Source organism: Nonomuraea sp. NEAU-A123 (genome assembly GCF_018603905.1).
Lineage (GTDB): Bacteria > Actinomycetota > Actinomycetes > Streptosporangiales > Streptosporangiaceae > Nonomuraea.
The window spans coordinates 537,986-550,844 of the sequence record NZ_JAHFZZ010000003.1; the positions used below are offsets into that span (position 1 = coordinate 537,986).

Here is a 12,859-nt window from a genome sequence, read left to right on the forward strand (position 1 = left end):
CGGCCGCAGCGCGGGCTCGCGGCCTGATCAAGCGGGCGCCGCGCCGGTCTCCCGCGCCCACTCCAGCAGCGCCTCGGTGGCGGTCTCCTTGCCGACCATGCCCTTGTCCAGCCGGAGCTCCAGCAGGAACTTGTACGCCTGCCCGACGATCGGCCCGGGACCGACGCCGAGGATGCGCTGGATCTCGTTGCCGTCGAGCTCCGGGCGGATCTTGGCCAGCTCCTCCTCGTCGGCCAGCCGGGCGATGCGCTCCTCCAACTGGTCGTACGTGCGAGACAGGGCGGTCGCCTTGCGCTTGTTGCGGGTCGTGCAGTCGGCCCTGGTCAGCTTGTGCAGCCGGTCGAGCAGGTGACCGGCGTCGCGCACGTAGCGGCGCACCGCGCTGTCGGTCCACTCGCCCGTGCCGTAGCCGTGGAAACGCAGGTGCAGCTCCACCAGCTGCGACACGTCGGCCGTCACGTCCTTGGGGAACTTGAGCTCGGCCATGCGCTTCTTGGACATCTGCGCCCCCACCACCTCGTGGTGATGGAAGGAGACCCGCCCGCCCGCCTCGTGCCGCCGCGTCTTGGGCTTGCCGATGTCGTGTAGGAGCGCGGCCCAGCGCAGGATCCGGTCGGGCTTGCCGTCGTCCTCCTGGGCGATGGCCTGGTCGAGGACGGTCAGCGTGTGCTCGTAGACGTCCTTGTGCCGGTGGTGCTCGTCGATCTCCAGGCGCAGCTTGGGCAGTTCGGGCAGCACGTGCGCGGCCAGCCCGGTCTCGACCAGCAGGCGCAGGCCCTCGCGCGGGTAGGTGCCGCAGATCAGCTTGTCGAGCTCGTCGCGGATGCGTTCGGCCGAGACGATCTCGATGCGCTCCGCCATATCGGTCATCGCCTGGATCGCCTTGGCGTCGACCGTGAAGCCGAGCTGCGAGGCGAACCTGGCGGCGCGCAGCATGCGCAGCGGGTCGTCGTCGAAGGACTGCTCCGGGGTGCCCGGCGTGCGCAGCAGCTTGGCCGCCAGGTCGGTCAGGCCGCCGTAGGGGTCGACGAACTGGTGCCCCGGCAGCCGCACGGCCATCGCGTTGACCGCGAAGTCGCGCCGCTCCAGGTCGGCCTCCAGCGTCTCGCCGTACATGACGTCGGGCTTGCGGGACTTGGGGTCGTACGACTCGCTGCGGTAGGTGGTGATCTCCAGCAGCAGGCCGCCCTTGCGCACGCCGACCGTGCCGAAGTCGATGCCGATCGTCCAGACCGAGTCGGCCCAGTTTCTGACCAGCTCGAGGACCCGTTCGGGCCGGGCATCGGTGGTCAGGTCGAGATCGTTGCCCACGCGGCCGAGCAGGAGGTCGCGCACCGGGCCGCCGACGAGGGCCAGCTCGTGCCCCTTCGCGGCGAACAACCGGCCGAGCTCGTCGGCCACCGGAGCGATCTTGCGGAACAGGTCGGTCATGGCCCGCTGCTGGCTTTCGGTCAGATTTGAGTCGGACAAGCTGGGTAGGTCCTTTGATTCCGGAACATATCCCCCGAGCCACATCCAGTCGGGGTTACCGTCGGTCAGGGGACCGTCGGGGCCATGGAACCAGGCAAGGAGGTCTTCTATGAAGGACGCCCTCGCGATCCACCGCTGGCTCCTCGCACACCAGGTCCATCATGAGATCGTACGCCTTCCGCGCCCCATGACTTGCGTGGAAGAGCTGCCCGATGCGGTCTCCGCCGCGCCCGAGCGGTGCGTGGCGGTCACGGTGTTCGAGGTCGCCACGAGAATCGGCCGCGAGGTCGTCGTCGCCGTCGTCTCCGCCGTCTCCGATCCGCCGCAGGCCGGGGCCGTGGGCGGTGCGCTCGGGGTGCGGAAAGTCCGGCTCGCCCCCGCTTTCCTGGTCAACTCCGCCACCGACTACGCGGCCGGGCTCGTCAGCCCGTTTCTGCTGCCCGATGACCTGGCCATGGTCGTGGACGACCGGCTCCGCGCCGATGCCGATGCGATCTTCACGGCCACCGGCGAGCGCCACACGGCCCTCACCATGCGCGCCCTTGACCTGCTGAAACTCCTGCGTGGCAAGACGGTGAACCTGCGTGTCCCACGACCTAGAGGAACCCGTCAGGCGGTCGCGATACGGCACTGAGCCCGTACCATTGCGGGCGTGCGTCGTACTCCAGCTCGGGCGGACGCGTGATCCGTAAGGCCACGCTCCTCGCCGTACTCTCCGCCGCGTTGCTCGCGCCTACGGTCGCGACGACGCCGAGTACGGCTGCCGTGAAGACGCCGGGCACGACCGCCGCGAAGGCGATCAGGCAGTCGATGGCGATCTCGATCACGTCCATCACACCGGACGTGCCGACGAGCCAGACCACGCAGATCAAGATCACCGGCACGGTCCGCAACGACATGGGCGAAGCGATGACCAATCTGCGGGTCCAGCTGCGTTATTCGGCGCAGAAGTTCCCCGACCGGGCCACCATGTCCGCCTACCAGTCCGACCCGAACACCGCGACCCTGCCGCCGATCGTCTCTCAGCGCGTCTCCTTCATGGACATCCCGGCGTTGGACGCGGGGGCCTCCAAGGCCTTCGAGATCCTGGCGACGCCCGTGCAGCTCGGGCTTACGTCGTTCGGCGTCTATCCGGTGGCCGTCGACGTGGCCCGGTTCAATGTGCCGCTCACCTCGCTGCGCACCTATCTGACGTACGCGCCGCCGACGCCCCAGAAACTGCCGCACAACCGGCTGGCCATCGCCCTGCCCATCATCGACCAGGCGCATCGCGCCGAGGACGACAACTTCGTCGACGACAAGCTGGGCGCGCTGCTGACCGGCAAGGGCCGGCTCGCCCAACTGGCGGGCATCGCCTCGACCGCGCCCAAGAGCGTCACGTGGTTCCTTGAACCCGCGCTCCTCGACGACGTGCAGGCCCTGTCCAAGCCGCACCGGCTCAAGGGCAAGAACCAAGCCGCCGACCCCAATGCCACGAAGTGGCTCGACTCGCTGCGCACCGCGCTGGCCGACTCCCCGGTCGTGGCCACGCCGTACGCCGATCCCGACGTCGCCGCGCTCGCCCACCAGGGCCTGGACGGCCAGACCCGCACGGCGATCGAGATGGGCCGCCAGGTCGCCACGGAGCTGCTCAAGCGCGACGTGCCGCTGACCACGAACTGGCCGGCCGGGGGCGTGCTCGACCCCGACGCGCTCGACCTGCTCTCCGTCGCCAAGGTCGACCGGGTTCTGCTCAACTCCACGAACCTGCCGCCGCAGCCGCCGGTCACGTTCACGCCCGACGCCGCCGGCACGCTCGACAGCGTCCAGGGGCCGGTCACCGCGCTGGTCGCCGACCCGGAGCTCACCCGCACGTTCGAGCCTGATTCCACCGCGCCGAGCTCGGTCCTGCTGAACAAACAGCACTTCATCGCCGAGACCGCGATGATCGCCGCCGAACCCGGGCAGACGAAGCCCAGGTCGCTGGTCATCGCGCCCTCGCGGCGCTGGGACCCGAACCCGACGCTGGTCAACACCCTGCTCAAGACCGCGAACCGGCTGCCGTGGCTGACGCTGACCCCGCTCAGCTCGATCAAGCCGAGCAAGACGCCCACGCCCAGGGCCGCGCTCACCTACACCGACCAGGACCGCAAGGAAGAGCTCAGCGCCAAATACCTCGGCCCGATCAAGGACGTCGCCGCGAAGGCGCAGCTCACCTCTCTGATCGCCGAGGTGCCCAAGCCGCACTCCGACTTCGACGCCGCGGTGCTCAGGCTGGCCTCCGCGTCCTGGCGCAACAACACGCGCGCGGGCCGCGCGGCCACCAAGCTGGTCAACGAGGCCGTCCAGACCGAGATGAACAAGATCTCGATCACCGGTGCCGACCCCGACCAGCTGCGCCAGCTGGCCGGGAGCAACGGCCAGGTGCCCATCAGTGTGAAGAACACGAGCGGTGAGACGATCGCCCTCTACATCGACGTGAAGAGCAACAACCCCGCGCTTCTCCAGATCGACTCCACGCCGTGGAAGAAGCTGCTGACGATCCCCAATGACAACAACGGCGGCGTCCAGGTGCCGATGAGCGCGACGACCAGCGGTGACGCCACGGTGAGCGTCCAGCTCATGACCAGGAACGGCCTGAAGTACGGCAAGCCCGTCAAGCTGACGATCCGCACCACCGGCTACACGGGGATCGCCCTGGTGATCGTCGGGGCGGCGCTGGCGGTTATGCTCGCCGCCGTCGTGACACGGCTGCTACGACGCAGATCGCAGCGACGGCTGGCACGGGCCGCCAAGAGCCGGGAGAGTGAGACCGTATGAGCCGCATATTGCGGGCCAGCGCCATCATGGCGGCGGGCACGATGGTGTCCAGGGTCACGGGATTCGTGCGGACGATGGTGCTCGCCTCCGCGATCGGCACCTTGGCCATGGGCGACGCCTACAACGCGGCGTACGCCATCCCGTACAGCATTCTCGACCTGCTGCTGCTCGGCGTGCTCAGCAGCGTCGTGGTGCCGATGATCGTCAAGGCGCAGCAGCGCGACTACGACGGCGGGCGGGCGTATGAGCAGCGGCTCATGACGCTGGCCACGGTCGCGCTGCTGGTCGTCGCCGTGCTGGCCGTGCTGGCGGCCCCGCTGCTCATCGACCTCTACACCACCGACTGGGAGCCCGGCAGCCGCAAGTTCGAGGTCGCGGTGCTGCTGGCCAGGTTCATCCTGCCGCAGCTGGCCTTCTTCGGCGTCGGCGCGGTCGCCGGGGCCATTCTCAACACGCGTGACCGCTACGCGGCCCCCATGTGGGCGCCGGTGGTCAACAACCTCGTGGTCATCTGCGTGCTGGTGCTCTACTTCGTGGTGGCCGGCAAGGCCGGTGGCGACATCGCGCTGGTCACGAACGGCCAGATCGCGCTGCTCGGCGTGGGCACCACGGCGGGCATCGTGGCGCAGGCCGCCGTGCTGATCGTCGCGCTCAAGCGGATCGGGTTCTCCTTCGTGCCGCGCTTCGACGTGCGCAACGCGCGGCTCGGCGAGATGGGCCGGGCGGGGATCTGGACCATCGGCTACGTGGTGGTCACTCAGCTCGGCTTCATGCTGACCACCAACCTGTCCAGCGCGGCGGGCGACGCGGTGCAGGGTCACGGCATCAGCCCGTACACGCTGGCCTTCCAGCTCTTCCAGCTCCCCTACGGCGTCATCGGCGTCTCGGTGATCACGGCCATGCTGCCCAAGATGAGCCGGGCGGTGGAAGAGGGGCGGCTCGACGAGGTCCGCTCCGAGTTCGGATCGAGCGTGCGGCTCATCAGCTCGGTGATGGTTCCGGTGTCGCTGCTGCTGATGGTGCTCGGCCCGGCGATCACCGTGCCGCTGTACGCCCATGGCGTCACCTCGGCGGACTCGGCCGTCTACATCGGCAACGTGCTGCAGGTCTACGGCCTGGCGCTGGTGCCGTTCGCGATCTTCCAGTTGCTGCTGCGGGTCTTCTACAGCTTCGGCGACACCCGGACGCCCGTTTACGTCGGCGCGGCGACGACCGCGGTCAACGCGCTGCTGATGGTACTGTTCAACGTCCTGCTGCCGGCTCGCTACGCGGTGATGGGATTGGCCTTCGCCTATGCCGTCGCCTATACGATCGGGGCGGGCGGGGCCTGGATTCTCGCCGCTCGTCGCGTCAGGGGGCTGGGTGGCTGGAAGATCGGAATGGCTCTGACCAGGATGTACCTGTCGGCGCTGCCCACCGCGGTGCTGGCGCTGGTCTGCGTCTGGGCGGTTCAGGACGTGTTCGGCGGTCTTACCTTCCTCAACTCGCTGATCGCACTGGCCGTGGGCGGCGGGCTGGGCATGCTGTTGTACCTGGGCGTCGCCCATCGCATGCGCATCCCGGAAGTCAACTCGATCGTTGGGATGGTTGCCGGGCGGGTAGGCCGGTAAAGAACGCGGGTGGAACCGGCTCGGCACTAGCATGGTGCCGACACGCGCGAATGGAAGCAGGAGGGGCGTGGGCGGAACCACCCGGCATAGCGTGCCTACGTGGTACACCCCCACGCAGGTGAGTCGAGTCATGTGCACCCCCGAGCGGCCGAGCGGAGTGAGTCAGTGAGCACGTCGTCGGTCGAACCCGGCACCCGTCTCGCCGAACGCTTCCGGCTTGAGGACAGGGTGAGCGAGTCCGATGGAGCCACCCTGTGGAAGGCGATCGACGAGATCCTCGCGCGACCCGTCGCGGTCCACACCTTCTCCCCTGACTTTCCCCGCGTCCACGAAGTGGTCACTGCCGCCCGCGCCGCCAGCAGGCTCACCGATCCGCGCCTGACCCAGGTGTTCGACGCGGCCGAGCACGACGACCATTCGTACGTGGTCAGCGAGTGGGTGACCGGCGACACCCTGTCCGACCTGCTCGCGGCCGGCCCGCTGGAGCCGGAGCGAGCCGCCGGCCTGGTCGCCGAGGCCGCCGAGGCGCTGACCCACGCCCACGAGGCCGACCTCTACCACCTGTGCCTGCGCCCCGAGCACCTGGTGTGGACGACCGGCAACACGGTCAAGGTGCTCGGCGTCGCGGTCGACGCGGCACTGTCCGGCCTCACCACCGACCAGCCCGCCCTCGACGACGCCGAAGGGCTGGGCCGCCTGCTCTACGCGGGGCTGTCCGGCCACTGGCCGGGCGACGAGGAGGAGACCGGCCTGCCCACGGCGCCGATGATCGACGGGCACTTCTGCACGCCCCGCCAGGTCACCGCCGGAGTGCCCGGATACCTCGACGCGGTCACCATCAGGGCCTGCCTTCCCGAGTCCCGCAAGGGTCACGCCGCGCTGACCAGCCCGTCCGAGATCGCCGACGCGCTCGCCAACGTGGCCCGGCCCATGCCCATCCCGATCGCCTATCCCCCGACGCCGTCGGTGCAGTCGGCCTCGCACTCCGAAGGCATCGAGACCGAACGGCGCCCGCAGCAGCCCCCGCAGCCCCGACCCAGGCCGCCCCGCCCGCCGAGCGGCGGCAGCATGCTCAACCGGGTGCTGATGACCGTCGTGGTGCTGCTCGTCATCGCCGCGGTCGGCGTCGGCGCCTGGACGATCGGCCGCAGCCTGGGCAGTCCGAACGCCCCGCAGGCGGAGACCTCCCCGACCGCCTCGGCCTCCGCGTCCGCGCAGCCGATGGTCGTCGTCAAGCCGGAGAAGGCGAGCGGCTTCGACCCGCTCGCCGACCGGGAGGAGAAGGGCGAGATGGCGCCGCTCGCCATCGACGGCAAGCCCAGCACGTTCTGGAAGACTGAGAACTACAACAGCGCCGACCTGGGCAATCTCAAGGACGGCGTGGGTCTGCTGCTCGACATGGGCAAGTCCGTGCAGATCGGCGACGTGGTGGCTACGCTGGCCGAAGCGTCCGGTGCGAGCGTCGAGCTGAAGGTCGGCGACGCGCCCGAGCTGGGCTCGCTGAAGACCGTCGCCAAGGAGAAAAACGGGTCCGGGAAGATCACCTTGAAGCCTGATCAAGCCGCGAGCGGTCGGTACGTTTTGATCTGGTTTACCCGGCTTCCGGCAGATGCGGGCAAGTTTCATGGCACCATCTATGAAGTAGTGGTGCATTCTCCCGGATCGGCATAACCCAGGAATCCCTCTTGTGAACTCCCCATCTGATACACCTTCATCCGCGGAGCGGCCCGCCGTCACCGACGCCGAGCTGCTGACCGCGCACATCAATGGGGATCCTCACGCCTTCAGCGAGATCGTCAAGAGACACCGTGACCGCATGTGGGCCGTTGCCCTGCGCACGCTGGGCGATCCCGACGAGGCGGCCGACGCCGTGCAGGACGCTTTCGTATCCGCCTATCGCAAGGCGGGCACGTTCCGCGGCGAGGCCGCGGTCACCACTTGGTTGCACCGGATCGTGGTCAACGCCTGCCTTGACCGGATGCGCCGCAAATCTGTCAGACCGGTCGCCGATGACGAGCTCATCGAGGCCGCCGAGCGTGACACGCCCATGCCCGATCAGACGGGTGAGCGTGAGGTTTCGATGGAGGTTTCGGCCGCTCTGAAAATGCTTCCTACAGACCAGCGGGCCGCACTTGTGCTCGTCGACATGATGGGCTATTCGGTCGAAGACGCAGCTCAGGTGCTCGAAGTGCCCAGCGGGACGGTGAAGAGCCGGTGCGCGCGGGGGCGCGCGAAACTTGCCCCGATTCTTTCGCATCTGCGGAACCGATCGGACCTCAGTCGCGTCTCATCCGCGAAGGGAGCAGAACTTCGTGACGGGTGATACGCACTACGATCTGGAAATCCTGGCCGAGTTGGCCGAGGGTCTCCTAGACGCTGGCACGGCCCGCCAGGTCCGCGAGCATCTCGCGGTATGCGACCCCTGTGGGGAGCTACTGGCCGATCTGGCAGCGGTTCGCGAGGTGCTCGCGGCGACTCCGACTCCGGCCATGCCGATGGGGGTCGCACTGCGCATCGACAAGGCTCTGGCCGCCGAAGCGGGATCCGGGCGGGGGGGTGTCGGCCTCGCGGAACCACCCAACTGGGATGAGCTCATGCGGGACTCCCCGTGGGAGCAGGCTCCGGCACGCCACTCTCCGTGGGAACCGGGAAACGACCCTCTGGCGGGAAACGACCCTCTGCCGGAGCCGGTACGCCTAGGAGTGGTCTCCGACGACGGCACCATCGTCCCAGCCGGACGCAGGGCCGCACGACGACGCCGGTGGGCGATGCCCGCGGTCGCCGCTGCCGCCGCGGCGGCTGTGGTGGGCACCGCGGTGATCTCGACCAACCTGTTCTCGGGTGGTGGCACCATCGTCGCCGGGCAGCAGGGGGTGACCGCTGACGCGCCGTCTCCGACCAGGTCGGACGTACGGGCCAAGGCGTACGCGCTGACCGACAGCGGGCACAACTACAGCGACCAGGAGTTGAAGCAGCCACTCGAAAGCTTCTTCGGGCCCGCGCCCATAGTGGGTGGCGGCTCCTCTGACGTCGCCGGGGTCGACAAGTGTGTCAATCGGGTGGCGAACCGTACGAAGCTCAAGGTCTTCGCGGTCGACCAGGGGCAGTACAACGGGCAGGAGGCCGTCATCATGACCTCCTGGAAGAACAAGTCGGCCAAGACGCTCCGCATCGACATCGTCGACCCGTTCAACTGCAAGAACCTGCGCAAGCCCACGGTGGGCAGTTGGTAGCTTGATTCCCACGTCAGAGCCCGCTTCGGCGGGCTCTTTCGTTTTGGGCGTGCGTTGAGAACGAGCCCGGGAATCACGGCGGCCTAGGATCTGTTGAGGCGACAGGCAAGAGCAGACGAGGAAGGCGTGAGAGCGTTGAGCGACGTGCGTAACGTGATCATTATTGGATCCGGTCCCGCTGGATATACGGCGGCCGTTTACTCCGCGCGTGCCGAGCTCAAGCCGCTGGTCTTCGAGGGCTCGGTCACGGCGGGCGGTGCGCTGATGAACACCACCGACGTCGAGAACTTCCCCGGTTTCCCCGACGGCATCATGGGCCCGGACCTGATGGACAACCTGCGCAAGCAGGCCGAGCGGTTCGGCGCCGAGCTGGTCGCGGACGACGTGCTCGAAGTGGACCTGGCGGCCAATCCCAAGGTGATCAAGACTCACAGCGAGACTTACTACGCCAAGTCGGTCATCCTGGCCATGGGCTCCGGCTACCGCGAGCTCGGCCTGCCCAACGAGAAGCGGCTGTCCGGTCGCGGTGTCTCCTGGTGTGCCACGTGTGACGGCTTCTTCTTCCGCAACAAGGACATCGTGGTCGTCGGCGGCGGCGACACCGCGATGGAAGAGGCCACGTTCCTGACCCGCTTCGGCCGCATGGTCACCGTCGTGCACCGCCGCGGCGAGCTGCGGGCCAGCAAGATCATGCAGGATCGGGCGTTCGCGAACGACAAGATCCGCTTCGTCTGGGACAGCGAGGTCGTCGACGTCCTCGGCACCGACCGGGTCGAGGCCGTCCAGCTGCGCAATCTCAAGACCGGCGAGGAATCCGAGCTGGCCACCGACGCGTTGTTCATAGCGATCGGCCACGACCCGCGCACCGAGCTGGTCAAGGGGCAGATCGACCTCGACGACGACGGCTACGTCAAGGTGTCCGCGCCCACCACGGAGACCAACATCGACGGCGTCTTCGCCGCGGGTGACGTGGTCGACCACATCTACCGGCAGGCCATCACCGCGGCCGGCACCGGCTGCTCGGCGTCACTCGACTCCGAGCGCTGGCTGGCCACGAACGACAGCTGACGCCGGCCGGCCACGAACGACAGACAACTAAGGAGCGCACCGTGAAGGCAGTAACCGACGCCACCTTCGAGGCCGAGGTCCTCAAGAGCGACAAGCCCGTGCTCGTCGACTTCTGGGCCGAGTGGTGCGGCCCATGCCGTCAGGTATCGCCCATCCTCGAGGAGATCGCCAAGGAGCACGGCGACAAGCTGGAGATCGTCAAGCTCAACATCGACGAGAACCCGGATGTCCCCCGCAATTACGGTGTGCTCCAAATCCCCACGCTGAACGTCTATAAGGGTGGAGAGGTCGTGAAGCAGATAATCGGCGCCAAGCCGAAGGCCATGCTGCTGCGCGAGCTCGAGGGCCTCATCTGACGACGCCCGTACCGTTTCAACCGGAAGCCCCCTGGCGAGATTCGCTCAGGGGGCTTCCGCTTGCGGCCGTGTCTTGCCGTCGTGTCCTGAGAAGGCGTCAGACGGGGCGAAGGGCGCGTTCCGGGCTCATGGAGCCGAGTAGGCGCTCCAAGGCCACCTCGACGTCCTCACGCCACGAGACGGCGGTCTTCAGCTCCAGCCGGAGCCGGGGGAACCGCAGATGCGGGCGTACCGTCTTGAAACCTACGGAAAGCAGGTATTCGGCCGGGACCACGCAGCTCGGCTCCTCCCACTTGAGGTCGCCGAACGCCTCGATGGCCTTCACGCCTCGGCGCGTCAGGTCCTTGGCCACACCCTGGATCAGCATCCGGCCCAGGCCGCCACCCGAGAACTCCGGGATGATGTGCGCGGTCATCAGCAGCACCGCGTCCGCGCTGACCGGCGAGGTGGGGAAGGCCACCGAACGGGGGGTGTAGAGCGGCGGGCTGTAGACGACGAATCCGGCGGGCACCCCGTCGACGTACACGATCTTGCCGCAGCTGCCCCATTCGAGCAGCGTGCCGGAGAGCCATGCCTCTTTCTCCAGCGCTGGATCACCAGAATCGATCGCGCGCTCCCCGCTGACCGGGTCGAGCTCCCAGAAGACGCACCGTCGGCAGCGGCGCGGCAGATCGTCCAGATTGTCCAGGGTTATGTTGACCAGCCGACGCGACAACTACGGCCCCAATCGTTGACCCGGAAAAGCGCGCGAAAAACGCGTCCCCACCTGGCATCGTAGCCCAGTGACGGTCCCGCCACCGGCTAGCACCACGGTCAGGCCCGGTCACAGCCGACATGTCCGGCTGGCGTAATCTGGTAGTTCAGCGACAAATGACACCAAGGAGGTGGACCGTGACGGAAGAGCTTGATCACGGTCAGACGCCCGCGACCCAAGGGTCGCGCATCGACGCCTACGTCGATCGGTACGCCGCTCGAGCTACCGGGATGGTCGCCTCCGAGATCCGAGCTCTTTTCGCCGTCGCGTCGAGGCCCGAGGTGGTCTCGCTCGCGGGCGGCATGCCGTACGTCACGGCCCTCCCTCTCGACATGGTCGGCGAGCTGGTGTCCGATCTGGTCACCAGGCGCGGTACCGTCGCGCTGCAGTACGGCTCCGGGCAGGGCGATCCGCACCTGCGTGAGCAGATCTGCGACGTGATGCGGTTGGAGGGGATCCAGGCCGGGGCGAACGACGTGGTCGTCACCGTAGGTTCGCAGCAAGCGCTTGATCTGATCACCCGGATCTTCATCGACCCGGGTGATGTGGTGCTGGCCGAAGGCCCGTCGTACGTAGGCGCCCTCGGCACTTTCGCCGCATATCAGGCCAAAGTGGTCCATATCGCCATGGATGATCAGGGCATCATTCCCGAATCCCTCGCGCAGACCATCTACGCGCTGGAGACCGCGGGTGCCCCGATCAAGTTCCTCTACACGATCCCGACCTTCCAGAACCCTGCCGGCGTCACCCTGAACGTGGCGCGGCGGCAGCAGGTGCTCGACATCTGCCAGCGGGCCGGGGTTCTGATCATCGAGGACAACCCGTACGGGCTGCTCGGCTTCGACGGCGAGCCCATGCGTGCGCTGCGGGCCGACAATCCCGACGGCGTGGTCTATCTCGGGTCGTTCTCCAAGACGCTCGCCCCCGGGTTCCGGGTGGGCTGGGCGCTGGCGCCGCACGCCATCCGCGACAAGCTCGTGCTGGCCATGGAGTCGGCCGTGCTCTCGCACTCGTCCTTCACCCAGCTGGCCGTGGGCCAGTACCTGGCCACGCAGCCGTGGCAGGAACAGATCAAATCGTTCAAGGAGCTCTATCGCGAGCGACGCGACACGCTGCTCGACGCGCTCTCGGCGCTCATGCCCCCCGAGGTCAGCTGGACACGACCGGCCGGGGGCTTCTTCGTGTGGGCGACGCTGCCGGAGGGCCTGGACTCGAAGGCCATCCTGCCGCGGGCCGTGGCGGAGCGGGTGGCGTTCGTACCCGGGACCGGGTTCTTCTCCGATGGGAGTGGGGCTCGGCAGATGCGGCTGTCTTACTGCTTCCCCGAGCCCGATCGGATTCGGGAAGGCGTTCGGCGGCTGGCCGGCGTGATCGAGCAGGAGATCCAGCTGCGGGACACGTTCGGGACGGGGTCGACTCGGGGGCACCTGGGCGTGGACACACCCGGGCCTGACTTGGCCTGACCTTCTTTGGCCGGCGTCCAGAGCGGGCGCCGGCCGAATTCGCCGTGGCGTATACCGATGCGCCCGGAAACTCCGTTACCCGTACGGTAGAAAGCACCTGCTGTAC

The 12,859-nt window shown here is 67.9% G+C and carries 11 protein-coding genes; 9 read left to right on the forward strand and 2 right to left on the reverse strand.

Annotation, left to right across the window (positions count from 1 at the left end; all coding sequences use genetic code 11):
• Window positions 1-27 precede the first annotated feature (27 nt).
• Complete coding sequence (locus KLK06_RS10915) at window positions 28-1,431, reverse strand: CCA tRNA nucleotidyltransferase (protein WP_250905278.1); 1,404 nt, start codon at window positions 1,429-1,431, stop codon at window positions 28-30.
• Window positions 1,432-1,579: 148 nt separating this feature from the next.
• Between KLK06_RS10915 and KLK06_RS10920 the strand changes: the two genes are divergently transcribed.
• From KLK06_RS10920 to trxA, 8 genes are all read left to right on the forward strand, one after another.
• Window positions 1,580-2,104 carry an aminoacyl-tRNA deacylase gene (locus KLK06_RS10920; RefSeq protein ID WP_214635239.1) on the forward strand — a complete coding sequence of 175 codons (525 nt, stop codon included), beginning with the start codon at window positions 1,580-1,582 and terminating at the stop codon, window positions 2,102-2,104.
• Window positions 2,105-2,151: 47 nt separating this feature from the next.
• Complete coding sequence (locus KLK06_RS10925; RefSeq protein WP_214635240.1) at window positions 2,152-4,269, forward strand: DUF6049 family protein; 2,118 nt, start codon at window positions 2,152-2,154, stop codon at window positions 4,267-4,269.
• Window positions 4,266-5,879, forward strand: coding sequence for a murein biosynthesis integral membrane protein MurJ (gene murJ, locus KLK06_RS10930; protein WP_214635241.1), 1,614 nt, complete (start codon window positions 4,266-4,268; stop codon window positions 5,877-5,879). Before KLK06_RS10925 ends, murJ begins: the two co-directional genes overlap by 4 nt.
• A 165-nt stretch (window positions 5,880-6,044) precedes the next feature.
• The gene (locus tag KLK06_RS10935) at window positions 6,045-7,550 is read left to right on the forward strand and encodes a protein kinase family protein (RefSeq protein ID WP_214635242.1); all 1,506 of its coding nucleotides are present in this window, start codon (window positions 6,045-6,047) and stop codon (window positions 7,548-7,550) included.
• A gap of 16 nt (window positions 7,551-7,566) precedes the next feature.
• On the forward strand, window positions 7,567-8,202 hold the full coding sequence (gene sigM / locus KLK06_RS10940) for an RNA polymerase sigma factor SigM (protein ID WP_214635243.1): 636 nt from the start codon (window positions 7,567-7,569) through the stop codon (window positions 8,200-8,202).
• Window positions 8,192-9,112 carry an anti-sigma factor gene (locus KLK06_RS10945; RefSeq protein ID WP_214635244.1) on the forward strand — a complete coding sequence of 307 codons (921 nt, stop codon included), beginning with the start codon at window positions 8,192-8,194 and terminating at the stop codon, window positions 9,110-9,112. Before sigM ends, KLK06_RS10945 begins: the two co-directional genes overlap by 11 nt.
• A 135-nt stretch (window positions 9,113-9,247) precedes the next feature.
• Window positions 9,248-10,180 (forward strand): thioredoxin-disulfide reductase, encoded by a 933-nt coding sequence (gene trxB, locus KLK06_RS10950; protein WP_214635514.1) that lies wholly within the window; start codon window positions 9,248-9,250, stop codon window positions 10,178-10,180.
• Between the two features lie 41 nt (window positions 10,181-10,221).
• Window positions 10,222-10,536: a thioredoxin gene (trxA, locus tag KLK06_RS10955; protein ID WP_214635245.1), complete on the forward strand. Its 315-nt coding sequence runs from the start codon at window positions 10,222-10,224 to the stop codon at window positions 10,534-10,536.
• Window positions 10,537-10,633: 97 nt separating this feature from the next.
• On the opposite strand, the gene KLK06_RS10960 is transcribed toward trxA, so the two are convergent.
• Window positions 10,634-11,251 (reverse strand): GNAT family N-acetyltransferase, encoded by a 618-nt coding sequence (locus KLK06_RS10960; protein ID WP_214635246.1) that lies wholly within the window; start codon window positions 11,249-11,251, stop codon window positions 10,634-10,636.
• Between the two features lie 155 nt (window positions 11,252-11,406).
• Between KLK06_RS10960 and KLK06_RS10965 the strand changes: the two genes are divergently transcribed.
• Complete coding sequence (locus KLK06_RS10965) at window positions 11,407-12,753, forward strand: PLP-dependent aminotransferase family protein (protein ID WP_214635247.1); 1,347 nt, start codon at window positions 11,407-11,409, stop codon at window positions 12,751-12,753.
• Window positions 12,754-12,859 lie beyond the last annotated feature (106 nt).

Excerpts from the sequence above, each read along its gene's own strand:
- KLK06_RS10915 (WP_250905278.1), bottom strand. The coding sequence starts at position 1,431 with ATGACCGACCTGTTCCGCAAGATCGCTCCGGTGGCCGACGAGCTCGGC.
- KLK06_RS10920 (WP_214635239.1), top strand. The coding sequence starts at position 1,580 with ATGAAGGACGCCCTCGCGATCCACCGCTGGCTCCTCGCACACCAGGTC.
- murJ (WP_214635241.1), top strand. The coding sequence starts at position 4,266 with ATGAGCCGCATATTGCGGGCCAGCGCCATCATGGCGGCGGGCACGATG.
- KLK06_RS10965 (WP_214635247.1), top strand. The coding sequence starts at position 11,407 with ATGACACCAAGGAGGTGGACCGTGACGGAAGAGCTTGATCACGGTCAG.